Source organism: Amedibacillus dolichus DSM 3991, assembly GCF_000154285.1.
GTDB lineage: Bacteria > Bacillota_I > Bacilli_A > Erysipelotrichales > Erysipelotrichaceae > Amedibacillus > Amedibacillus dolichus.
On sequence record NZ_DS483477.1, the window covers coordinates 391,814 to 414,792 of the forward strand.

Annotated in this window: 21 protein-coding genes; 19 read left to right on the forward strand and 2 right to left on the reverse strand. The window is 36.8% G+C overall.

Annotated features, from left to right (window positions below; translation table 11 throughout):
- Positions 1-16: 16 nt before the first annotated feature.
- Together EUBDOL_RS09100 and feoB are read left to right on the forward strand one after the other, a co-directional pair.
- Positions 17-259 carry a FeoA family protein gene (locus EUBDOL_RS09100; RefSeq protein WP_004800646.1) on the forward strand — a complete coding sequence of 81 codons (243 nt, stop codon included), beginning with the start codon at positions 17-19 and terminating at the stop codon, positions 257-259.
- Positions 253-2,352: a ferrous iron transport protein B gene (feoB, locus tag EUBDOL_RS09105; RefSeq protein ID WP_004800647.1), complete on the forward strand. Its 2,100-nt coding sequence runs from the start codon at positions 253-255 to the stop codon at positions 2,350-2,352. The genes EUBDOL_RS09100 and feoB overlap by 7 nt, the downstream gene beginning before the upstream one ends.
- 76 nt (positions 2,353-2,428) lie before the next feature.
- Here the strand turns inward: feoB and EUBDOL_RS09110 are convergent, their stop codons facing one another.
- Both EUBDOL_RS09110 and EUBDOL_RS09115 read right to left on the reverse strand, forming a co-directional pair.
- Positions 2,429-3,292 carry a Cof-type HAD-IIB family hydrolase gene (locus EUBDOL_RS09110; RefSeq protein WP_004800648.1) on the reverse strand — a complete coding sequence of 288 codons (864 nt, stop codon included), beginning with the start codon at positions 3,290-3,292 and terminating at the stop codon, positions 2,429-2,431.
- A 187-nt stretch (positions 3,293-3,479) separates the two neighbouring features.
- Positions 3,480-4,682 (reverse strand): acetyl-CoA C-acetyltransferase, encoded by a 1,203-nt coding sequence (locus tag EUBDOL_RS09115; RefSeq protein WP_004800649.1) that lies wholly within the window; start codon positions 4,680-4,682, stop codon positions 3,480-3,482.
- A gap of 524 nt (positions 4,683-5,206) precedes the next feature.
- Here EUBDOL_RS09115 and EUBDOL_RS09120 point away from each other — a divergent pair.
- The 17 genes from EUBDOL_RS09120 to EUBDOL_RS09200 all read left to right on the forward strand — a co-directional run bounded on the left by EUBDOL_RS09120 (position 5,207) and on the right by EUBDOL_RS09200 (position 22,964).
- Positions 5,207-6,346 carry an acyl-CoA dehydrogenase gene (locus EUBDOL_RS09120; protein ID WP_004800650.1) on the forward strand — a complete coding sequence of 380 codons (1,140 nt, stop codon included), beginning with the start codon at positions 5,207-5,209 and terminating at the stop codon, positions 6,344-6,346.
- Positions 6,347-6,369: 23 nt separating this feature from the next.
- Positions 6,370-7,158 carry an electron transfer flavoprotein subunit beta/FixA family protein gene (locus tag EUBDOL_RS09125; RefSeq protein ID WP_004800651.1) on the forward strand — a complete coding sequence of 263 codons (789 nt, stop codon included), beginning with the start codon at positions 6,370-6,372 and terminating at the stop codon, positions 7,156-7,158.
- A 14-nt stretch (positions 7,159-7,172) separates the two neighbouring features.
- Positions 7,173-8,195, forward strand: a complete 1,023-nt coding sequence (locus EUBDOL_RS09130; protein ID WP_004800652.1) for an electron transfer flavoprotein subunit alpha/FixB family protein — start codon at positions 7,173-7,175, stop codon at positions 8,193-8,195.
- A 74-nt stretch (positions 8,196-8,269) separates the two neighbouring features.
- Positions 8,270-9,109 (forward strand): 3-hydroxyacyl-CoA dehydrogenase family protein, encoded by an 840-nt coding sequence (locus tag EUBDOL_RS09135; protein ID WP_022420704.1) that lies wholly within the window; start codon positions 8,270-8,272, stop codon positions 9,107-9,109.
- Between the two features lie 82 nt (positions 9,110-9,191).
- Positions 9,192-9,971: an enoyl-CoA hydratase-related protein gene (locus EUBDOL_RS09140; protein ID WP_004800654.1), complete on the forward strand. Its 780-nt coding sequence runs from the start codon at positions 9,192-9,194 to the stop codon at positions 9,969-9,971.
- 47 nt (positions 9,972-10,018) lie between these two features.
- Positions 10,019-11,563, forward strand: a complete 1,545-nt coding sequence (locus EUBDOL_RS09145; RefSeq protein ID WP_040463704.1) for an acyl CoA:acetate/3-ketoacid CoA transferase — start codon at positions 10,019-10,021, stop codon at positions 11,561-11,563.
- 82 nt (positions 11,564-11,645) lie between these two features.
- Entirely contained in the window at positions 11,646-12,689 is a 1,044-nt protein-coding gene (locus EUBDOL_RS09150; RefSeq protein WP_004800656.1) for a threonine aldolase family protein, read from the forward strand.
- The gene (locus EUBDOL_RS09155; RefSeq protein ID WP_004800657.1) at positions 12,682-13,914 is read left to right on the forward strand and encodes a helix-turn-helix domain-containing protein; all 1,233 of its coding nucleotides are present in this window, start codon (positions 12,682-12,684) and stop codon (positions 13,912-13,914) included. Before EUBDOL_RS09150 ends, EUBDOL_RS09155 begins: the two co-directional genes overlap by 8 nt.
- 111 nt (positions 13,915-14,025) lie before the next feature.
- Complete coding sequence (locus EUBDOL_RS09160) at positions 14,026-15,252, forward strand: MFS transporter (protein ID WP_040463706.1); 1,227 nt, start codon at positions 14,026-14,028, stop codon at positions 15,250-15,252.
- A gap of 26 nt (positions 15,253-15,278) precedes the next feature.
- Complete coding sequence (locus EUBDOL_RS09165) at positions 15,279-15,860, forward strand: nitroreductase family protein (RefSeq protein WP_004800659.1); 582 nt, start codon at positions 15,279-15,281, stop codon at positions 15,858-15,860.
- Positions 15,861-16,315: 455 nt separating this feature from the next.
- The gene (locus EUBDOL_RS09170) at positions 16,316-16,687 is read left to right on the forward strand and encodes a GntR family transcriptional regulator (protein ID WP_004800660.1); all 372 of its coding nucleotides are present in this window, start codon (positions 16,316-16,318) and stop codon (positions 16,685-16,687) included.
- Positions 16,688-16,690: 3 nt separating this feature from the next.
- The gene (locus EUBDOL_RS09175; protein WP_004800661.1) at positions 16,691-17,542 is read left to right on the forward strand and encodes an ABC transporter ATP-binding protein; all 852 of its coding nucleotides are present in this window, start codon (positions 16,691-16,693) and stop codon (positions 17,540-17,542) included.
- Positions 17,539-18,195, forward strand: a complete 657-nt coding sequence (locus EUBDOL_RS09180) for an ABC-2 transporter permease (RefSeq protein ID WP_004800662.1) — start codon at positions 17,539-17,541, stop codon at positions 18,193-18,195. The genes EUBDOL_RS09175 and EUBDOL_RS09180 overlap by 4 nt, the downstream gene beginning before the upstream one ends.
- A 252-nt stretch (positions 18,196-18,447) precedes the next feature.
- Complete coding sequence (locus EUBDOL_RS09185; RefSeq protein WP_004800664.1) at positions 18,448-19,116, forward strand: response regulator transcription factor; 669 nt, start codon at positions 18,448-18,450, stop codon at positions 19,114-19,116.
- Positions 19,113-20,105: a sensor histidine kinase gene (locus EUBDOL_RS09190; RefSeq protein ID WP_004800665.1), complete on the forward strand. Its 993-nt coding sequence runs from the start codon at positions 19,113-19,115 to the stop codon at positions 20,103-20,105. The genes EUBDOL_RS09185 and EUBDOL_RS09190 overlap by 4 nt, the downstream gene beginning before the upstream one ends.
- Before the next feature lie 107 nt (positions 20,106-20,212).
- On the forward strand, positions 20,213-20,980 hold the full coding sequence (locus EUBDOL_RS09195) for an ABC transporter ATP-binding protein (RefSeq protein WP_022420712.1): 768 nt from the start codon (positions 20,213-20,215) through the stop codon (positions 20,978-20,980).
- On the forward strand, positions 20,973-22,964 hold the full coding sequence (locus tag EUBDOL_RS09200) for an ABC transporter permease (protein ID WP_004800667.1): 1,992 nt from the start codon (positions 20,973-20,975) through the stop codon (positions 22,962-22,964). Before EUBDOL_RS09195 ends, EUBDOL_RS09200 begins: the two co-directional genes overlap by 8 nt.
- Positions 22,965-22,979 lie beyond the last annotated feature (15 nt).

The following is a 22,979-nucleotide window of genomic DNA, read 5'->3' on the forward strand; positions in this document are numbered from 1 at the left end:
CATAGGAGGGAACAACATGAAAAGCTTAAGCGATTTGCCGATGCATGAAATAGGTCATATTGCTGAAATTGATAAGAATTTGAAACTTAGACGCAGACTGCTTGATTTAGGCTTCGTTAAAAATGAAAGTGTTGAACCGATACTTCAAAGTCCTTTTGGTGGAATGCGTGTTTATCGAATAAAAAAGGGTAAGATTGCCTTACGGGATAAGGATTGTAAACGAATTTATCTAAAGGAGGAAGGAGAAAAAAGATGCTGATTGATAAAATGATAGCAGCAAATGAAGATATCAATACAATATACAAAGCAAATAAAAAAGGAGCAACGATCGCATTATTAGGAAATCCGAATGTTGGAAAAAGTACGGTTTTTAATGCTTTGACAAATATGAATCAGCATACCGGGAATTGGGCGGGAAAAACGGTAGCAATGGCTGAGGGTTACTATGTTTTTCGTGGACGAAGGAACCAAATTGCCGATTTGCCGGGGACATATTCTTTGATGCCACAGTCCAAGGAAGAGGAGGTTACACGGGATTTTTTGTGTAAGGAGAAAATTGATGTTTGTGTGGTTGTTTGTGATGCTACTTTATTAGAAAGAAATCTGAACTTGGTTTTGCAAGTGATGGAAATTCACACAAATGTGATTGTTGCATTGAATATGATAGATGAAGCCATCGAAAAACAGATTCAGATTGATGATCAAAAGCTTGCTGCAATGTTAGGCATCACAGTTGTAAAATTAAGTGCACGAAAAAAAGAGGGACTTCTTGAATTAATGCAGGCAATCGAACATGCTATTCAACATGGTTCCACAAAGGATAGCTGTCATGTTGATTATGGAAATTTGGAACAAGCTATACTTTTGTTAAGTGAGAGTATATGCTCTGCTTCATTACCTAAGCGTTATTTAGCAATCCGCCTATTAGATCCAAAGGTTGAGCAAAGGGAGTTAGAGGATTATATTTTAAAAGAATCTAAAGCACGTGTGTTTGCTAAACGAGAAGAGATTTTACTAACGTTGAAGCTGGAGGAGGACTATGTCGAGTGTATCGTTAATAGCATTACAAATCGTGTAAAACAGCTAACACAAGCATGTGTTTGTTATAAGAATAGTAGCTATGAACAAAGAGATGTAAAGCTAGATTCTTTTTTTACACATAAAGTTTGGGGATTGCTTAGTATGTTGGTATTGTTGGGTTGTATTTTTTGGATTACACTATCGCTGTCGAATATTCCAAGTGGGTGGTTATCTGAACGCTTTTATGAAATGGAAGCTCCATTAAAGGAGCTGCTTATGCAGCTTTCTATATCCGATACGATGATTCGTTTTCTTGTAGATGGGATATGGAAAACGTGCGGTTGGGTAATATCCGTTATGTTACCACCGATGGCAATTTTCTTTCCGCTTTTTACGTTATTAGAAGATTTTGGCTATTTACCGAGAATCGCATTTTACCTAGATGGTATTTTTCAAAAGGTTCATGCGTGTGGGAAGCAGGCCTTAACGATGTGTATGGGGTTTGGCTGCAATGCAGTAGGAGTGGCAAATACAAGGATTATTGAAAGTCCAAGAGAACGCTTAATTGCGATATTAACAAATGTATTTATACCATGTAACGGACGTTTTCCTACGTTAATTACCATGATCTCGATGTTCTTTTTCGTAGCTTCTCCATGGAATCATGTCTTACAAAGTGCCTTGTTGATCGGAGTTATCCTGATTGGGGTAGCTATGAGCTTTGTGGTATCGAAGCTGTTGTCAAAAACCATATTAAAAGGAGTGGCTAGCTCGTTCGTATTAGAGCTTCCGCCTTACCGTAAGCCACAGCTTGGAAGTATTCTGGTACGTTCTTTATTCGACCGTACTTTATTTGTACTAGGGCGTGCAGTTAGTGTCGCGTTGCCTGCAGGTGGAATTATTTGGTTGTTAGCGAATATAAACATTGATGGAGTAAGCTTATTGGTGCATTGCGCCGATTTTCTTGATCCTTTTGCACAACTGATGGGACTTGACGGTGTTATTTTATTCGCTTTCATTTTGGGCTTTCCTGCTAATGAAATCGTTTTGCCGATTATTTTAATGGCGTATTTATCCAATGGAGTCATGGTTGATATAAGCGACTTAACATTTGTAAAAGAGTTGTTTATTGCAAATGATTGGACCTGGGTAACCGCACTTTGTATGATGCTATTCTCATTGGTACATTTTCCATGTGCGACAACGCTTTTAACTATAAAAAAAGAAACCGGTTCATGGAAGTGGACAATCCTTGCGTTTGTGATGCCAACGTTGATGGGAATTGCTTTATGTATGTTTGTAAATGGTTTAATGAAGTTCTTGTTTTTTTAAGAAATGAAAAAGCGTCTTAAACAATTGCTAAATACGCTTTGTTTAAGACGCCGCTTTTTCATTTGTGGTTAAGCTACTAGCTTGTCTTTTGAAAGATATATTTATCAAGTGCTTTCGCAATTCCTGCCTCCATATTGCTGTCGCATATATCAAAAGCAGCCTCTTTAACGATATTCATGGCATTTCCCATGGCGATGCTATGAGGGATTTGCTGCATCATGGATAAATCATTTTCAGCATCACCAAAACAAAGGATTTCTTCTTTGCTGATACCATTTGCTTCGGCTATTTTTAAAATGGCACTTGCTTTATTAACGCCTTTTGGCATAAGTTCAATCCAACCTGGACCTACTTTTAATAAATCATAATCACGGAGCTCTTTTCGCATTTCCTCTAAATGCTTATCGAAAAAACGTTTTGTCTGAGTGAAAACGACTTTATTGATGTCCTGCGTAAAGGTGTGCTCTTTATGTAATTCGATAAAATTATGCTTGGCACCCTTTAAACCGTAATCAGCAGGCTTTCGAAATAATAGACTGTAAAGCAGTTTCTTAATTTTTAACCACCAGGAAATTTGATCGTACATGTCATAGCCACAAAAGTAGATTGCTTCACAACCGAAACGTTTTACAGTACGACGGATTATTTGAGCATCTTTATCACATAATACTTGATCTACGAAATATTCCTTGTTTTTGTAGCTATAAATGATTTCACCGTTGATTCCCGCAACATAGTTATTTCCATGTTGCTCCAACTGCAAGGGCTTTGTTACAAAATCAATTCCACTTTTATGTCTGCCTGTTGCAATAACTATAATAATTCCTTGCTTTTGCGCTTGGATAAGACGTTCTTTTGTTTTTTCATCAATCGTTTTATCATCGCGCAACAGTGTACCGTCAAGATCTGTTGCGATTAGCCTGATTTTCGGTATTTTCATAGATATGCTCCTTTCCTTCTATTGCTTTATAACACCTTAAATTTAAAATCGGGAAGCATCGATTATTTTATTTTTTTGTATGATAGAGCTTTTATTTATTATAACATGCTTGTTAAAAATAGAAATATTAAATATATTGAAAGGGTAATAAAAAAGCTGTGTATTGCCACAGCTTTTAATGATATGATTAGCGTTTAACGATAACTGCAGTACCTTGTCCGCCTCCGATGCATAGAGAGGCAAGACCGGTCTTTGCATTACGTTTTACCATTTCATGAATTAAAGAAACAAGGATACGGTTACCAGATGCACCTACTGGATGTCCTAGTGCGATTGCGCCACCGTTTACATTTGTTTTTGCCATGAATGCTTCACGATCAATACCATGTTCTTCTACTAATTCGTGAATAACACCAAGAGATTGAGCAGCAAATGCTTCGTTTAATTCAACCAATTCGATTTCGTCTAACTTCATATTTGCATTTTGAAGAGCATGACGGATTGCAGGCGTAGGACCCAGACCCATAACCTTAGGATCTACACCACCCTGTCCAATGCCAACAATTTCGCAAATCGGAGTAAGGTTGTACTTTTCAACTGCTTCTTCACTAGCAAGCAATACGAAGCTTGCCCCATCATTGATACCGGAAGCATTCCCGGCAGTAACGGTTCCGTCTTTTTTGAAAGCAGGACGCAATTTAGCAAGCTTTTCTGGATTTGATTTACGATTTGGATGTTCATCTGTATCGAATGTAACAACTTCTTTGCGCAATTTTACTTCTACCGGTACAATTTCATCTTTGAAGCGTCCGCTATCCACAGCAGCGATTGCCTTTGTTTGAGAAGCGTAAGCAAATTCATCTTGCATTTCACGTGTAATACCATATTTATCAGCGATATTTTCAGCTGTAATACCCATGTGAATGTTATCGAATGCATCGGTAAGTGCATCGTAAATCATGTGGTCAACAACTTTGAAATCACCCATTTTATTTCCTGTACGAGTATTTGCAGGAATTAGATAAGGTGCACCTGACATAGATTCTACACCACCGGCAACAACGATATCATTGAAGCCTGTTTGAATAGACATAACACCTTCCATTACTGTTCTTAATCCGGATCCACAAACCATATTTACAGAGTGTGCACATACAGTTTCAGGAATACCAGCTTTGATAGCCACCTGACGACCAACGTTTTGACCTAATCCAGCACCTAAAACGTTACCACATAAAACTTCATCAACATTTTCTGGTGCAACATTTGCATCTTCTAATAATGCTTTTACAACAGTAGCCCCTAAATCTGCAGGGTTAACGGTAGTTAATGAACCTAAGAAACTACCAATTGCGCTTCGTTTTGCGCTAACGACATAAGTTTTTTTCATTTTCTTTACCTGTCTTCCTTCCTTAAGAATATGGCATACAGATGTATGCGTTCATACATGAATATAGTAATTGTTTTCATGACGTTTGTCAACAGCTTGTGAAATAATTCGTAAGTGCTGCTCATAAAGGAAGATAATTCTGTATGGATATGAAAGGAAAACTGCGGGTTAAAGAGAATGTGAGATAGAGAAGATACATATTTAATGCATATATATTAATATAGAAGAACAGAATAAGTGAAAATCGATACAGTAAGAAAATCTCATAATGAAAATAAAAAAACAAAGGTCATGGAATGGGATACAGCAGCATCATTTTAATGTAACCGCTAACAACAATAGTTGTGAAAATAACAGTTAAAATAACTTGTTAAAAATTTAACAATATTATTGACGCATAAACATTTCAGTTATAAAATTAGTAAGGATAGACGGCAATGAATATGTCCGTTTTCTGTCGAGAATCAATAAAAGGTTTATCTTTGTATTGATGATGTTCAGAAAAATAAGGAGAGGAGATTTTTATGGACTTCAATTTAACAGAACAACAAAAAATGATGAAAAAGCTATTTTCTGAGTTCGCTGAAAAAGAAGTGAAACCACTTGCTGGTGAAATTGATGAAGAAGAGCGCTTTCCAAGAGAAACTGTTGATAAAATGGTTGCTTGCAAGATGTTTGGTATTCCATTCTCAAGAGAATATGGCGGAGCTGGTGCAGATTACTTAAGCTACATTCTAGCAGTAGAAGAATTGAGTAAGGTTTGTGCTACGACAGGAGTAATTCTTTCTGCCCACACTTCCCTTGGAACGTTTCCAATTGATGCTTTCGGTACACCTGAGCAGAAAGCAAAATACTTACCTGATCTATGCTCCGGTAAAAAGCTTGGTGCATTCGGTTTAACAGAGCCTAATGCAGGTACAGATGCTGCCGGTCAGCAGACAACAGCGGTGAAAGATGGTGATGATTATATCATCAACGGTAGTAAGATCTTTATTACGAATGCCGGAGAAGCAGATATTTATGTTATCTTCGCTATGACAGATAAATCACAGGGTACTAGAGGTATTTCTGCATTTATCCTTGAAAAGGGTATGCCTGGCTTCACAATCGGTAAACATGAAAAGAAACTTGGTATCCGTGCTTCCGCAACATGTGAATTGATTTTCAACAATGTACGTGTTAGTAAGGATCACCTTCTTGGACAGGAAGGAAAAGGCTTCAAAATCGCAATGCAAACACTTGATGGTGGACGTATCGGTATTGCAGCACAGGCTCTTGGTATTGCACAGGGAGCTATTGATGAAGCGGTTGCTTACGTAAAATCACGTAAACAATTTGGTCGTCCGATTGCTAAATTCCAGAATACTCAGTTCCAGTTGGCTGATATGCAGACAAAAACAGATGCAGCTCGCTTGTTAGTATATAATGCTGCAATGGCAAAAGAAAACGGACAGCCATATACATTTGCGGCTGCAGAAGCTAAATTGTTTGCTGCTGAAGTTGCAATGGAAGTTACTACAAAAGCAGTTCAGCTATTAGGTGGTTATGGTTATACTCGTGATTACCCAGTAGAAAGAATGTTCAGAGATGCTAAGATTACTGAAATCTATGAAGGTACTTCCGAAGTACAACGCATGGTTATCAGCGGTCAGATGTTGAAGTAAGAGTGAGAAAGGAATGTAAGACTATGAAGATTATCGTTCTTGTAAAACAGGTACCGGATTCAACTGAAATCCGTGTTGACAAAGTAACTGGTACACTTATTCGTGCAGGTGTTCCAAGTATCATTAACCCAGATGATTTAGCTGGTGTTGAAGCTGCATTGCAGTTGAAAGAAGAAAAGGGAGCTACGGTTACGATCGTAACTATGGGACCTCCAATGGCTGCCGATATGCTTAAGGAATTGTATGCTCGTGGTGTTGATGAATGTATTTTGGTTACAGACCGTGCATTTGCAGGTGCTGATACTTGCGCAACATCTTCAACTCTTGCCGCTGTGCTTGAAAAAACCGGATACGATTTGATTATTGCCGGTCGTCAGGCAATCGATGGTGATACTGCGCAGGTTGGTCCTCAGACTGCTGAACGTTTGGGTATCCCTCAGGTAACTTATGTTGATGAAATCATCGATCTTACCGATACGATTGTAACGGTTAAGAAATCTTTAGAAGACTGTGAAGAAATTTTGGAAGCTAAGTTGCCTTGTGTATTAACTACCTTAAGCGGTATGAATGAGCCCCGTTATATGAACTGTAACGATATCGTAGATAGCTTCTCAAAAGAAGTTAAGATCATGACATTTAACGATTTGGGAATTGATGCTAGTCTTGTTGGTTTAGCCGGTTCTCCTACAAAGGTTCACCACACATTTACAAAAGAAGTAACTGCGGAAACAGAAACTTATACATTGCCAGCTGGTGAAGCTGCAAAATTGATTGCTACTACATTAAAGGAAAAGCAATTGATTACGAAATAGGGAGGTAACGAGATATGGCTAAATTTGAAGGATACAAAGATATTTACGTTTTTGTTGAACAGAAAAACGGAGAAATTGCAAATGTAGGATATGAGCTGATCTCAGAAGCTAGAAAGCTGGTTGCTTCTATTCCTCACATGAACTTTGATGTTGTCGGTGTATTGCTAGGACACAATATTAAAGATAAAGCGAATGATGTTATTAAGCATGGTGCAGATAAGGTAATCGTTGTAGATGATGAATTATTAGCTACGTATTCTACACAATTCTATGCTGATGCATTGACACAGGTAATCAATGCATTTAAACCGGATTCATTATTAACCGGTGCAACGGTATTGGGACGTGATTTAGCACCACGTGTTGCTGCTCGATTGAATGCCGGATTGACTGCCGATGCTACAAAAATCGAAATGGATCCGGAAAAGGAAGATGAAGCATTACTGTTAGTAACTCGTCCAACCTTTGGTGGTAACTTGTTTGGTACAATTATCTGTCCGGATACACGTCCACAGATGGCAACAATTCGTCCAAATGTATTCTCAATGGATCCAGTTGATGAATCAAGAACTGGTGAAGTTATTGAATTCACTCCTGAATTTACAGATAAAGAAGCAAAAGTTGTTGTTAAAGAAGTCATTGAAAAAGTTGTTGAAGGTATTGATATCACAAAATGCGACATTCTTGTTGGTGCCGGACGTGGTGCAGAAGACTGCTTGGATATGGTAGCTGCTGTCGCAGAAGAATTAGGCGGAGCAATGTGTGCTAGTCGTGCGGTAGTAGATGATGGATTAGCTGATAAAGCAATTCAGGTAGGTCAGACCGGTAAGACGGTACGTCCTTCTCTATATATCGCTTGTGGTATTTCCGGAGCATGCCAGCATGTTGCCGGTATGGAAAAATCCGATATGATTATTGCAATCAACCGTGATCCTCAGGCTGAAATTTTCAGTATTGCAAATATGGGATTTGTCGGTGATGTAAAAGAAATCCTTCCTCTGTTGAAAGAAGAAATCATTGCTGCAAAAAAAGCATAATGTAACATATTCATAAACAAGAAGGAATTCCCTTCTTGTTTATGGCATTTAAAATAATAAAGGAGATCAAGAAAATGAAAAAAGTTGGTGTAATCGGCGCCGGTACAATGGGCCAAGGTATTGCAAATGCATTCGCTTCTAATGGATATGACGTAACTGTATGTGATATTAAAATCGAATGGGCACAGGGCGGTATTGATAAAATCGCTGGTAAAATGGATAAATTGGTTGCTAGAGAAAAAATGACTGCAGAAAAAGCTGCAGAAGTAAAGGCTAACCTAAAAGCCGGTGTATATGAAGATCTAGCAGATTGCGATTTGATCGTTGAAGCTGTACTTGAAAAAATGGAAGTTAAGAAAGATTTGTTTACAAAGCTAGATGAAATCTGCAAAGATTCTTGTATCTTTGGCACAAATACATCTTCTTTATCAATTACAGAAATCGCAACCGGTATCAAGCACAATGTTATCGGTATGCACTTTTTCAACCCTGCTGACCGCATGAAGCTTGTTGAAGTTATTTCCGGTATCAATACTCCGGTAGAAACAAAAGAGGCAATCTTAGAAATTTCTAAATCTTTAGGAAAAACTCCTGTTGAGGTTGCAGAAGGTCCTGGTTTTGTTGTAAACCGTATTTTGATTCCTATGATCAACGAAGCTGCTTTTATCCTACAGGAAGGTATTGCTTCTGTGGAAGATATTGATACAGCTATGAAGCTAGGTGCAAATCACCCTATGGGGCCTCTTGCATTAGGCGACTTGATTGGATTGGATATCGTAGAAGCGATTATGGACGTTCTATACAATGAAACAAAGGATTCTAAATATCGTTGCTGTACGCTAATTAGAAAAATGGTTCGTGGTAAAAAACTTGGTCAAAAGACCGGTGTAGGATTCTACGACTATTCTAAATAATTAAACAAACATTATGTGAACCTATAATTGCATGCACTCATGAGAATTGTGGGTTCACCTTTTAACATAAGGAGAGTATAAGATGGAAACAATTTTAGTAAACGTTGAAGGACATGTGGCAACAATTACCATTAACCGTCCAAAAGCATTGAATGCTTTAAGCACTCAGGTTTTAACTGAATTAGATCAGGCACTTGATGAAGTGGCTGCCAATAAAGATGTATATGCACTTGTAATTACCGGTGCCGGTGAAAAAGCATTTGTAGCCGGTGCTGATATTGCGGAAATGAAAGATAAAGATGTAAAAGAAGCTGCTACTTATGGTGAATTTGGAAACGCAGTATTCCGTAAGATCGAAACTTTCCGTTGCCCAGTTATCGCTGCTATCAATGGCTTTGCATTAGGCGGAGGCTGCGAGCTTGCAATGAGCTGTGATATTCGTGTAGCAAGTGATAATGCTGTATTCGGTCAGCCGGAGGTTGGTTTAGGAATTACTCCGGGATTTGGTGGAACACAGCGTTTGGCACGTTTGGTAGGTGCAGGTATTGCAAAGGAAATGATTTTTACAGCACGTAATATCAAGGCAGATCGTGCGTATGCTATCGGTTTGGTAAATAGTGTAGTTGCCGCAGAGGAATTGATGCCAACGGTTATGAAGATGGCAAATGGTATTGCAAAGAATGCTCCGATCGCTGTTGCTTATGCGAAAACAGCAATCAATGAAGGACTACAGAAAGATATTGATGGTGGTATCGCTGTGGAAGTAAGAGAATTTTCTAATTGCTTTGCTACAGAGGATCAAACATATGGAATGACTTGCTTCCTAGAAAAGACTAAGGAAAAGACATTCGCAAATAAATAATGAGATGCAAAATATTTCGAATATCGAAATAGAAGGAGGAAATATCATTGAGTAAAGTTATGTCGCTGGAACAAGCAGTCGCCATGATTCCGGATAATGCTACGGTTGGAGTTGGTGGATTTATCGGCTGTGGACACCCTCAAGAATTTTCGGTTGGGATTGAAGAAAGCTTTTTGAAAAGCGGACACCCTAACAATTTAACAATTATGTTTTCGGCTGGTATCGGTGATGGAACCGATAAGTTGGGATTGAATAAATTAGGTCATGAAGGCTTGCTGAAACGTATTATCGGTGGGCATTGGGGACTTATTCCAAAGTTGCAGAAAATGGTATTTGAGAATAAGGTTGAAGGCTATAACCTTCCATTAGGGACAATTTCATTAATGTTTCGTGATATTGCCGGACATCGTGCCGGAACATTTACGAAGATTGGTCTTAAGACCTTTGTAGACCCTCGTATTGAAGGTGCAAAAATGAATGCACGTTCAACGGAGGATTTGATTGAGGTTGTTAATATCGACAATGAAGAATGGCTGCGTTATAAACCGTTTCCGGTGAATGTTGCTTTAATTCGTGCAACTTATTGTGATGAGAACGGAAACGCAACAATGGAAAAAGAAGCTGCAACCTTGGATTCATTGGCAATTGCTCAGGCTGCAAAAAATTCCGGAGGTATTGTATTGTTACAAGTAGAAAAGGTAGTTGCAAATGGTACCTTAGATCCGAGAATGGTAAAAATTCCAGGTATTTATGTAGATGCGATCGTTGTTTCACGTCCGGAAAATCATATGCAAACCTATGCAGAACAATATAATCCGGCATTGAGCGGTGAAGTAAAGGTACCGGTGAATTCTATTGCACCAATGCCTTTGAATGAACGTAAGATCATTTGTCGTCGTGCCGCAATGGAACTTGATCCTAATTGTGTTATCAACTTGGGAATCGGTATGCCGGAGGGTATTGCGAATGTTGCGAATGAGGAAGGACTTCCGGGATTGAAGCTGACTGTAGAAGCCGGAGGAATCGGAGGTGTACCGATGGCCGGTACGGCATTTGGTACTTGTACCAATCCGGACGCTATCATTGATCAGCCATATCAGTTTGATTTCTATGATGGCGGAGGCTTAGGACAGGCGTTCTTGGGCTTAGCTGAATGTGATAAAGACGGAAATATTAATGTCAGCCGTTTTGGACCTAAAATTGCAGGTTGCGGAGGATTTATTAATATTACCCAAACCTCTCCGGTTGTTGTGTATTGCGGAACATTCACTGCCGGAGGTTTGAAAATTGCAATTGAAGATGGAAAACTGCAGATTTTAAATGAGGGACGTATCAAGAAATTCAAGGATAGCGTAGAGCAGATTACTTTCTCTGCCGAATATGCAACAGAAACAGGACAGAAGGTTATGTATGTAACCGAAAGAGCTGTTTTTGAATTGCTAGATGGTAAATTGACCTTAACTGAAATCGCACCGGGTATTGACTTGGAAAACGATGTGTTAGCTCATATGGAATTTAGACCTGCTATAGCAGAAAACTTAAAATTGATGGACGAGCGTCTATTCCAACCGGAAATTATGGGATTGAAATAGTGATAAAACAGGGAGTCGAGAAAGATTCCTTGTTTTATTTTACTGTAAATCGCGATATAATGAATAAAAACGGAGGGATTGTATGAAATATAGTTTTACTAATGATTACAGTGAGGGAGCACATGAAAAGATTCTAGAGGCGATAGTGGAAAGTAATCGTAAGCAAAGTTCGGGATATGGGTGTGATGATGATTGCAAGGAAGCAGTTAAAAAAATAAAACGTGAATTGCAATATGAGGATTGTGATATTCATTTTCTTGTTGGAGGAACACAAAGCAATTTAGTAGTTATTGCAAATGCATTGCGTCCTCATGAAGCAGTAATTGCGGTGGACAGCGGACATATCAATGTTCATGAAACAGGTGCAATTGAAGCAAGCGGACATAAGGTTATTGCGGTAGCGAGTGTTGATGGAAAGCTAACGTGTGAAGAATTGCGGAAGGCTTTTATTTTGCATAGTGATGAACACATGGTAAAGCCTAAAATGGTATATATCTCCAATGCAACGGAAGTCGGAACTGTTTATTACAAACAGGAATTACAAGAGCTTTCTGCCTTGTGCCATGAATTAGGATTGTATTTATTTATGGACGGAGCAAGACTTGGCAGTGCACTAACAGCCAAGGATAATGATGTAACACTTTTGGATATTTGTCGTTATACTGATGTTTTTTATTTGGGTGGAACAAAAAACGGAGCTTTGTTTGGGGAAGCTGTCGTTATTATAAATAAGGAATTAAAAAAGGATTTTCGTTATGTAATGAAGCAGCGTGGAGCGATGCTCGCAAAAGGTAGATTGTTGGGGATTCAGTTTGATAAGCTTTTTGAGGATCGACTGTATTTTCAGCTTGCAAAGCATGCGAATGATATGGCTCAAAAGCTTCAACAATGCTTTTTGAAAAATGGATATAAGTTATATGTAGCATCAACAACAAATCAAATTTTCCCAATCGTTGATAAAAAGATATATCATCAATTACAAAAGCAATATGAATTTACGAAATGGTGTGATATAGATTTTGAGCATTATGCTTTGCGCTTGGTTACTTCGTGGGCAACTCCGCAAACAGCTGTTGATGAATTTTGTGCATATCTTACAAACATAACGGTTAAAACTGATGCATAAGATTGCAGGCTATTTAATTCGCTATCATCGAAATAAACAAGCGATATCACAAGAAGGCTTGTGCAAGGGTATTTGTGTAGTTTCATACTTATCTAAGATTGAGCAAGGTCTTGTGCAGCCTAGCACAGAAATTATCAAACAACTGTTTCAGCGGCTTTCCTTAACCTATTTTGATGATCCTAAGCAGCTAAGGGAAGCAAGGTCTCTATTAGATTCTTTTTTTGAAAAGCTGGATATGCGTCAACAGCCGCAAGAGGAATTTCAAAAACTGAAAAAGCTAGAAAAATCCTTATTATGCTCTCCTTTGTGTGTTGATGTGCTTCTTGCAAATGCTTTTATGCTCGGCTTTGAGCAATTCACAGAATCACTTAAGGATAACATCAAAGAATATGCGAAAAATCTTCATTCCTTAAAAGGAATTATGAATGAACAACAGCTATTTCTATACTATATGTTTTTTGGCTGTCTTGTATATGAAGTAGGTAAAGAGAGCATACAAAGCTTGAAGAAAGCAGGTATGTATCAACAAAGCAGCCATCAGCAGTTTCATTTAGGCTATCAATATTATTATCTAGGAAAACAAAGCAAAGCTGTGGAATGTTATGGTAAAGCCTATTATCTTGCCAGTGAAGAAGGAAATGCTCCCTTGATGATGGAGGCAGCATTACATTTGGGAAATTGTTATTGTATGTATCAACGAGATCAAGAGCTGATGTATAAGTATTATCATCGGTGTATAAAACTGGCAAAAGTAATTGGAAAAGAGGAGATACAGGCAGTTGTTTATTATAATATAGGCTCTAGCTTTTTGAGTTGGGGAATGCTAGAGGAAGCAAAAAGCTATTTGGAACGCTCAGTAGTATATTTAAATGATAATGATGATGAGCGAGTTTTATATTATCAAAAATTAGCTTTGGTCTATTGTGAAATGGAGGCTGATGAAAAAATGAAGAAGGCTTTAGCGCAAGCGAAGCATGAAATGCATCAACAAACCTCAGATTTATTTCGATATATGCAAATATTTGTAGAGTTGCATTGTGAGGAAACTACTCGATATCAAAAGGAGTATGTAGAAGCATTGGAGCATATTTGCTTTAAAGAGGATATGATTTCTTACGGTTTTCGTAATTTTCATATTCCGTATTTGATTTGCGCATATAAGAAACAAAGAAGGTATAAAGAGGCGTTGCAATTAAAAGAGGAAACAGATTGCAAGTTTTCCTAATAAATCGAAAATAATATAAGTAAGACTCTATATTGGTGATTTATTTTCTCAAATATAGAGTCTTTTTTATTGCTTATAATATTACTATAATAAATGCATGAGGTGATTTTCATGAAAAAAACATTATGGAGCTTTGACTTTACAATTATTACCATAGGAACGATTATCAGCGCAATCGGCGGGGTGGCGATGAGCTTTGCATTATCATTGGTTGTTTTTGATGAAACGGCATCAACAATGCTAACGGGTCTTTTTACTGCATGTTCCTTTCTTCCATCAGTCTTGATTCCTTTGCTTGCGGCACCCTATGTAGATACGCATAATCGCAAAAAAATCATTGTTTATTTGGATTATTTCAGTGGCTTATGCTATTTTGCTTTTTTTCTATTTATTCAACGATATGCGTTTCAATATATTGCTTATATGTGCTTCTCCCTATTGGTTAATTCCATCAGTGCCATCTATTCTCTGGCATATAACTCACTGTATCCGGATCTGATACCAAAAGGCTTTGCGCAAAAAGGGTATTCAATATCTTCGCTTATTTATCCGTCAATTACCGCAATTTTCACACCGATTGCATCAATATTATATACACAATTTGGAATTGCTTATATTGTTTTAGGAGAAGGAATTTTATTATGGATTGCCGCAAGCTTGGAGCATTGCATTCGCTTTCAAGAAAAGCGTGAACAGGTGCAGGTATTTTCTTTTATGCAATACAAGGAAAATATTTTAGAGGGATTACAATATATTAAAAAAGAAAAGGGAATTCGTAGTATTTACGAGTATATGGCTGTTACTAACGGTGCGGCAGAGGGACTCAATCTTATGAGCATGGCGCATTTTCAATCAAGTGATATATTGACAACAACCATGTATGCCGGATTAACGACAGCTGAAATGCTGGGACGAATTTGTGGAGCTTGCTTTCATTATGTTGTGAAGATCCCAAATCATTTACGCTATCGGATTGCGGTAATGGTGTATGGTGGTTATGAACTGTTGGATATGGTACTGCTGTTCATAGCTTATCCGCTTATGCTTGTGAATCGCTTTATCGCCGGCTTTTTAGGAATTAACAGTTTGAATATTCGAGAAGCGAGTACACAAAATTATATTCCCGCAGCCATGCGAGCAAGAGTCAGCGCTTTTTTCAATGTAATCGTTACAATGTTTCTCATTGGCGGAAAACTAGTGGCAGGTGCTTTAGGTGAATGGCTTTCTTATCCATATATTGCTGCCGGTTTTGCACTACTGTCATTTTGCAGTATTCTTATGCTTGTAGTTCGAAACAAAAAATATATTGCACCGATTTATAATCAAGAGCTTTCATGATATAGTTTAAAGCAGGAGGGATAAAAATGTTGAAAGATCTGTTGTTAAAGAATAGAAGCTATCGAGGATTTGATGAATCTCGTTTAATTACGAGAGCGGAACTGTTGGATTTGGTAGAGCATGCACGTTTGACACCATCAAGTGTAAATATGCAGCCGCTTGTCTATGCACTCGTTTATGAAGCAGAGGAAGTAGCTAAGGTACAGGCTTTGACCAATTGGGCAAAGGCATTATCTATCGAATTGCCACATAAGGGAAAAAATCCAACCGCCTTTTTGGTTATTTGTCAGGATTTGCGTATTGCCAAACAACCGGAAGCATACGCACGCGATGTCGGTATTGTTGCACAGACGATGTTGCTGCGAGCTGTGGAAATGGGGCTTGGAGGTTGTATGATTGGTAATTTTTATAAGCAAAAGTTTTCGGAGGTATTGGAGCTTGAGGAGCATTATTACCCCCATTTGGTGATAGCACTTGGTAAACCAGATGAAAAAATCGTACTATATGATATTGAAAAGGGAGAAAGCACTCGTTATTCGCGCGATGAAAAAGATGTTCATTATGTACCTAAACGGAAAACAAAGGATTTGATAATCGAAAAGCTATAACTGTATCATAAGATATATGCTTTAAACGGAAACAAAGAATAATCTGATTTCTGTTTTTTAGCTTATTTTGTAATAAGTTTCTTATCCTATAACATCAGGATAAATGCGTGGCTGTTTGCCGTATGATCAATGAGATAGCTTGCATGTGAGAGTTTTTTGTAAGCTGATGCTCTTTTGAAAACGCAAGATATCTTCAAAAAATATTCATAGGGTATCCTTATTTAAAGGGTACTTTTTTTGTGGCTTATTCACTGGGTACTGTATTAAAAAGTAGCAGATAAGGACATATTGCCACTCGTTTCTTGGTGCATGAATTTATAGAAATTAAGTATATACAAGATGAGATGATGAAAACTGTATTTTTATTCAATTTTACAATAAACAGTAAATAACACTTGATAACAGTTATAAACTGTTATATACTGTTAATAGAAAGGTGGGAGGTATTTCAGATTATGAAAATTATTGTCAATACATCTTTAATGGTTCCTATTTATGAACAACTTGTTGATCAAATCAAGCTGCTTATACGTAGGGGAGAATTAAAGGAAAATGATCATTTACCATCGGTTCGCGCATTGTCGAGAGATTTAAAAATAAGTGCTTTGACAGTTAAAAAGGCTTATGATCTTTTGGAAGAAGAAGGCTTTACCATTACAGTTCATGGGAAAGGAACCTATGTAGCAGAAATCAATACGGAGTTGCTTTTAGAGGAACAAAAAAAAGAACTGCAAATGGATTTTGAGAAAGCTATTCAAAAAGGACGGCGCTTTGGAATTGATGATGCGGATATGAAAGAGTTATTTGAGTTACTTATGGAGGACTAAACAATGTTAGAGGTTAAACGTTTACAAAAAGTTTATGATACATTTGAGCTTGATTGCTCCTTTACTGTGAAAAGTGGGCGTGTTACCGGCTTAATCGGACAAAATGGTGCAGGAAAGAGTACGGCTTTCAAGGCTATTTTAGGATTGATTGCGAAGGATAGCGGAAAAATCGTTATGTTTGGTAAGGATATAGAGCAGTTTACGAATCAAGATAAGGAGCAAATAGGAGTTGCTTTGGCAGATTCCGGTTTTAGCGGATATTTGCGAATCAAAGATATTTTGCCGGTTTTACAAGCTATGTATGCTGAATTTGATAAGGAGTTTTTCTTACGACAAATGAAGCATTTTCATTTACCGATGGATAAAAAAATTAAAGATTTTTCTACCGGAATGAAAGCAAAGTTAAAGGTTTTGGTTGCTGTTTCACATCATGCTAAGCTTTTGATCTTAGATGAGCCGACTGCCGGCTTAGATGTTGTTGCCAGAGATGAGCTGTTGGATATACTACGTGAATTCATGGAGAAAGATGAGGAGCGTGCCATCTTAATTAGCTCGCATATTTCTGCTGATCTAGAAACCTTATGCGATGATTTGTATATGATTGATAACGGAAAGATAGTTTTACATGAGGATAGTGATGTGTTGCTAAGTGATTATGCGATTCTTAAGCTTGATAAACAACAATTTGATACCATTGATAAGCAATATATTCTTCGAGTGAAGAAGGAAGTCTATGGGTATCGCTGTTTGACAAATCAGAAACGGTATTATTTGGAAAACTATCCGGAAATGGTAATTGAAAAGGGAACGATTGATGATGTTATCTTAATGATGGTAAGGGGGAATGAACAATGAAGGGATTATTGATAAAGGACATTAAGTTGACGTTGATGCAAAAAAGCTACTTTGGTATTGTTTTTGTCATTATGCTGGCATCATTTATATTTAGCAATGATGCTTCCCTTGGCTTAGGCTTTATGCCTTTGATCATGACCCTGTTTACGCTAAGCACGATCAGCTATGATGAATTCGATAATGGAAATTCGTTCCTATTTACCTTGCCGATTCAGCGTAAAGAGTATGTTGTTGAGAAGTATTGCTTCGGATTGTTGATGGGAAGTATAGCATTGCTAATTGCTCTTGTATGTGCCGGTGTGATTGCCAGTATGCAAGAAACATTATTTATTAAGGAACTTTTGATGACAGCCTTTGTTATTGCTTTGCTAATGGTTGTTATGCTTTCGATTATGCTACCATTTCAATTATGCTTCGGTCCTGAGAAGGCGCGTATCGCTTTGCTTGCCGGTATCGGAATTGTAAGTGTTTTAGGAGTGCTTGTTGTAAAAGGGGCATCGTCATTATTCGGTGTTGATAGTATTGATCTTCTATCCTCTCTTTCTACAATAAAAGCAGGTGTGTTGATGTGTGCGGCTGTTATTGTCGCTATTGTATGCTTGTTTATATCTGTCAAAATCAGTGTGCGTATTATAAAACGAAAAGAGTTTTAGCTTTTCATAAGTAACAAAAAAAAGAAGCTGTTGCTATGGTTAGAGAATGCTTTTCAGATTCAAAAAATAACGAAAAGATAGTTTGCAAATCATTTTATAGGACAAAAGACATTGAGATTCCTTGATGTCTTTTTCTTATTTGGTTCGTGGGAAGGATTGAAAAAAATATGTTCATTTCGATTGCTTTATACTATAATAAAACAGAAATGCTTTTGATAGGTGTCTTTTGCGATTGGTTAGGAGGTATGGATCATGTATAAGATTATGATTGTTGAAGATGATAGTGTCATTGCCAATCAGATGAGCAAATTTTTATATACATGGGATTATCATGTGGAAATTGCAACCGATCTTAGAAATGTGATGAATGATTTCTCCAATATTCGACCGGACCTTGTTTTCATGGATATCACGTTACCGTATAAAAACGGTTATTATTGGTGTGAAGAAATTCGTAAAGTGTCAAAGGTTCCGATTATATTTATATCTTCCGCTTCCGATAATATGAACATTGTTATGGCAATGAATGCGGGAGCTGATGATTATATTGCAAAGCCTTTTGATTTGCAAGTTTTAGTGGCAAAGCTACAAGCTTTATTAAGAAGAACCTATGATTTTGCTAACCAAATGAATTTCCTTGAATATGAAGGTGTACGTTTAAATATTGGGAATAATGTGGTTATATATGAAGATAAAAGTGTTGAATTAACAAAAAATGAGGGGAAGATTTTAAAAATCCTATTGGAGCGTAAGGGGGAAATCGTTGAACGGGATACATTGATGGAATATCTATGGCAAACCGATTGTTATGTTGATGATAATACACTTTCTGTAAATGTGAATCGTTTAAGAAAAACATTAGAGGAAATCGGTATTTGTGATTTTATTAAAACAAAAAAAGGAATCGGTTATATAATATGAGCAAATTTCATGTGTTTAAAAGATATTGCAAAGAGCGTATGCCGATAGGATTGCTTATAGGTGTTGTTGCAGCTATTTATATCGGTGTTTATTTTGTTTATAATGTGAATATCGAGCCTTTTATATATGCTACTTATCTTGTATTCCTTGTACTGTTTTTATACACTTGTTTTGATTTTTATCACTATTATAAGAAGCACGAGCAATTACATAGAATAAAAGCATCTATCCTATATTCTGATGATTTACCGAAACAAAGCTCTTTGATTGATAGCGATTATCAAGCGTTGATTGCAACGCTTAAAAAAATCAATTATGAAAGTGATGGTGTTAGCAAACAGCAATTTCAAGAAATGGAGGACTATTTTACCTTATGGGTGCATCAAATAAAGCTTCCGATTGCGGCAATGAAATTATTGATTGAAACCGAGGAGACACCGGATCGAAAGCTATTGAAATCCGAGTTGTTAAAAATCAATCAATATTCCGATATGGTTTTAGCATATTTGCGCATGAAGAGTACAGATACCGATTATGTGTTTAAAACCTGTGAGTTAGATGAGCTTGTTCGTCAGGCAATTCGTAAATTTTCTTTTGAATTTATAAGAAAGAAGATTCGAATTGATTTTGATGAAACAAGAGAAAAGGTTTTAACAGATGAGAAATGGTTGGTGTTTGTGTTAGAGCAGTTATTATCCAATGCAATGAAATATACAAAGCAGGGAAGCATTCATATTTATGGACAGGATTCTACTCTATATATCGAGGATAGCGGTATTGGAATCGATCCTTCGGATTTACCGAGAGTGTTTGAGAAAGGCTTTACCGGATTGAATGGTCGTAATGATAAGCAAGCGTCGGGCTTAGGATTATATTTGTGTAAAAGCATTATGAATAAACTATCGCATGATATGGAGATACAATCACAAATAAATAAAGGAACAAAGGTTATTTTACATCTTGAACATAAGGATTTGAGAGTAGAATAACCTTTTCTTACAAAAATGTTTGAAACGCGTTCAAAATGTAAGACAAATCGATGGTTCAAGTCTTTTGTTTCTTTTATACTATGCTTGTAAATAAGGAGGAAATCACTATGGGCTTATTAAAAGTAAAAAATATTAAGAAAATATATGCTACACGTTTTGGAAATCAGAAGGTAGAAGCACTGAAAAATGTATCTCTTGAAGTAGAGCAAGGAGAATATGTAGCAATTATGGGAGAATCCGGCAGTGGAAAAACGACACTGTTGAATATCTTGGCTGCACTTGACAAACCAACCAGCGGCGAGATTTTGTTAAATGGAAAAAATATTGTAGAAATCAGCGATAAAGATATTTCGGCTTTCCGACGGGATCATTTAGGATTTGTATTCCAAGACTTTAACTTATTGGATACTTTTTCTTTAAAAGATAATATTTTCTTGCCATTGGTGTTATCTAGAAAAAGCTATAAAGAAATGGAAAAGCGAATGGCACCACTTGCTGATGATTTAGGAATTAGTGATATATTGGGAAAATATCCATACGAGGTGTCCGGTGGTCAAAAGCAAAGATGTGCAGTAGCAAGAGCCTTAATCACACAGCCGGAGCTGATTCTAGCTGATGAGCCAACAGGGGCGCTTGATTCCAAGTCAACGAATGATTTATTAACACTGTTTAATAAAATCAATGAAAACGGACAAACCATCATTATGGTTACTCATTCGACATTAGCTGCCAGTCATGCCAGTCGAGTGTTATTTATTAAAGACGGAGAGGTTTTCCATCAAATTTATAAAGGTGATAAAACCAATGAAGAGATGTATCAAAACATTTCCGATACCTTGACATTGTTAACAACAGGTGGTGTTAGCAATGAATAAGCTTTTTTACCCTAGGCTTGCGATTACAAATATAAAAAAGAATAGCAAAACCTATTTTCCTTTTCTGTTGACATGCATTGTAACGATTGCTTTATTTTATGATATATGCTCATTAGCCGGTAACAGTGGCTTGGATTCAATGCCGGGCTCTGCCGAAATGCGAATGATGCTGATGCTTGGTACGTATGTGGTAGGCTTTTTTGCAATTATCTTTTTGTTTTACACAAATAGCTTCTTGATGAAACGTAGAAAAAAAGAATTTGGATTATTTACTATTTTAGGAATGGAAAAACGTCATGTAGCTTTCATCATAGCTTATGAAACATTGATAACGGCATTGATTAGTCTTGTTTTTGGATTTTTGATCGGAATTTCTTTAGATAAGCTTTTATTTATGGCGATAGGAAAGATGTTTGATGCTGATATAACTCTTGGATTTTATATTTCCTCAAGTGCTATGAAATCCTCACTGGTTTTGTTTGGACTTATCTTTTTGTTTATGTATTTGAATTCTATTCGACAAATTAAACTTGCCAATCCAATCGAGCTTCTACATAGTACAGAATATGGAGAAAAAGAGCCTAAATCGAAATGGATCATGACTATTTTAGGAATCGTGTGTTTATTGATTGGATACTATATTTCTTTAACAACCCAAAATCCGATTACAGCGATGATACTATTCTTTTGTGCAGTTATCTTAGTTATTATCGGTACCTATTTGTTATTCACAGCAGGAAGTGTAACGCTATTAAAAGCATTAAAAAAGAATAAACGATATTTCTATCAGCCAACACATTTTATTAGTGTTTCAGGTATGGTTTATCGTATGAAACAAAATGCAGCCGGACTTGCGAATATTTGTGTTTTATCAACAATGGTGTTGGTAATGATTTCTACGACCTTTTGCTTATGGATTGGGATTGATGATTTAATAAAGCAAAGATATCCAAGAGAAGTGATTGCTTATACCCATGCCAATGAAGAGGATATACAAACCATTCGCAAGGTATCGAATCAATTGTTGAAGGAAAAAGGACTTGAAAAAGAAAATGTATTGGATTATAGATATGTTGAATTTTCCGGATATCAGCAAGAACAATTTATTAAAACGGATAGAAATAATACCTATGCCAATATGACAAATGATATTTGTACGGTATTAGTAACAGATTTAGAGGATTTTAATCGTAATATGAATACGCATTACACCCTTGATGATAATGAGATATTGTTGTATGCAAATAGAACAGTATTTGAATATGATGAATTTGAGGTATTTGATTATAAATTTAAAATCAAAGAGCAGGTTGAGGAGTTCATGGGGAATGGCAATTCGGCAGCAAATGTCGCATCAGGATATTTTATCGTTGTAAAAGATGAGGCAATCGTCAATGATATTTATCGACTGCAAAAGGAAGTATATGGAGATTATGCTTCGAACTTATATAATTATTATGGATTTGATATAGATGCATCGGATACTGCAATCGAGGATTATTCTCATACATTGGTGAAAAAGCTAGGAAATGTCGGACTTGAGGGCTATGATGTTGAATGTAGAACAATTAGCTATGCGGGATTTATTGCATTGTACGGAGGATTTTTATTCATCGGTATTTTCTTAAGTATTTTATTTATCATGGCTACAATTTTGATTATTTACTATAAGCAAATTACGGAAGGCTATGAAGATAAAGAACGATTTGAAATCATGCAGAAGGTAGGAATGGATCACAAGCTTGTAAAAAAATCAATCAATTCACAGGTCCTAACGGTATTCTTTTTACCACTAGTTACAGCGGTTATTCATTTGGCATTTGCATTTCCGATTGTAAGTAAGCTGTTATCTATGCTGATGTTATCGGATATTGAGTTATTCATTTATTGCACAGTTGGGTGTATCGGAGTATTTACGATTGTTTATATTTTGATTTATTCAATTACTGCGAAGTCGTATTATTCTATTGTTAAGAGAGATTAAATCTAGTGATTTTAC

Bases quoted from the DNA above. Each gene is read 5' to 3' on its own strand.
- EUBDOL_RS09125 (WP_004800651.1), top strand. From the start codon at position 6,370: ATGAAGATTATCGTTCTTGTAAAACAGGTACCGGATTCAACTGAAATC.
- EUBDOL_RS09110 (WP_004800648.1), bottom strand. From the start codon at position 3,292: ATGAAAATACCGAAAATCAGGCTAATCGCAACAGATCTTGACGGTACA.
- EUBDOL_RS09195 (WP_022420712.1), top strand. From the start codon at position 20,213: ATGGGCTTATTAAAAGTAAAAAATATTAAGAAAATATATGCTACACGT.
- EUBDOL_RS09180 (WP_004800662.1), top strand. From the start codon at position 17,539: ATGAAGGGATTATTGATAAAGGACATTAAGTTGACGTTGATGCAAAAA.
- EUBDOL_RS09170 (WP_004800660.1), top strand. From the start codon at position 16,316: ATGAAAATTATTGTCAATACATCTTTAATGGTTCCTATTTATGAACAA.
- EUBDOL_RS09200 (WP_004800667.1), top strand. From the start codon at position 20,973: ATGAATAAGCTTTTTTACCCTAGGCTTGCGATTACAAATATAAAAAAG.
- EUBDOL_RS09160 (WP_040463706.1), top strand. From the start codon at position 14,026: ATGAAAAAAACATTATGGAGCTTTGACTTTACAATTATTACCATAGGA.
- EUBDOL_RS09120 (WP_004800650.1), top strand. From the start codon at position 5,207: ATGGACTTCAATTTAACAGAACAACAAAAAATGATGAAAAAGCTATTT.
- EUBDOL_RS09130 (WP_004800652.1), top strand. From the start codon at position 7,173: ATGGCTAAATTTGAAGGATACAAAGATATTTACGTTTTTGTTGAACAG.
- EUBDOL_RS09165 (WP_004800659.1), top strand. From the start codon at position 15,279: ATGTTGAAAGATCTGTTGTTAAAGAATAGAAGCTATCGAGGATTTGAT.
- EUBDOL_RS09100 (WP_004800646.1), top strand. From the start codon at position 17: ATGAAAAGCTTAAGCGATTTGCCGATGCATGAAATAGGTCATATTGCT.
- EUBDOL_RS09190 (WP_004800665.1), top strand. From the start codon at position 19,113: ATGAGCAAATTTCATGTGTTTAAAAGATATTGCAAAGAGCGTATGCCG.
- EUBDOL_RS09185 (WP_004800664.1), top strand. From the start codon at position 18,448: ATGTATAAGATTATGATTGTTGAAGATGATAGTGTCATTGCCAATCAG.
- EUBDOL_RS09155 (WP_004800657.1), top strand. From the start codon at position 12,682: ATGCATAAGATTGCAGGCTATTTAATTCGCTATCATCGAAATAAACAA.
- feoB (WP_004800647.1), top strand. From the start codon at position 253: ATGCTGATTGATAAAATGATAGCAGCAAATGAAGATATCAATACAATA.
- EUBDOL_RS09150 (WP_004800656.1), top strand. From the start codon at position 11,646: ATGAAATATAGTTTTACTAATGATTACAGTGAGGGAGCACATGAAAAG.
- EUBDOL_RS09175 (WP_004800661.1), top strand. From the start codon at position 16,691: ATGTTAGAGGTTAAACGTTTACAAAAAGTTTATGATACATTTGAGCTT.
- EUBDOL_RS09140 (WP_004800654.1), top strand. From the start codon at position 9,192: ATGGAAACAATTTTAGTAAACGTTGAAGGACATGTGGCAACAATTACC.
- EUBDOL_RS09135 (WP_022420704.1), top strand. From the start codon at position 8,270: ATGAAAAAAGTTGGTGTAATCGGCGCCGGTACAATGGGCCAAGGTATT.
- EUBDOL_RS09115 (WP_004800649.1), bottom strand. From the start codon at position 4,682: ATGAAAAAAACTTATGTCGTTAGCGCAAAACGAAGCGCAATTGGTAGT.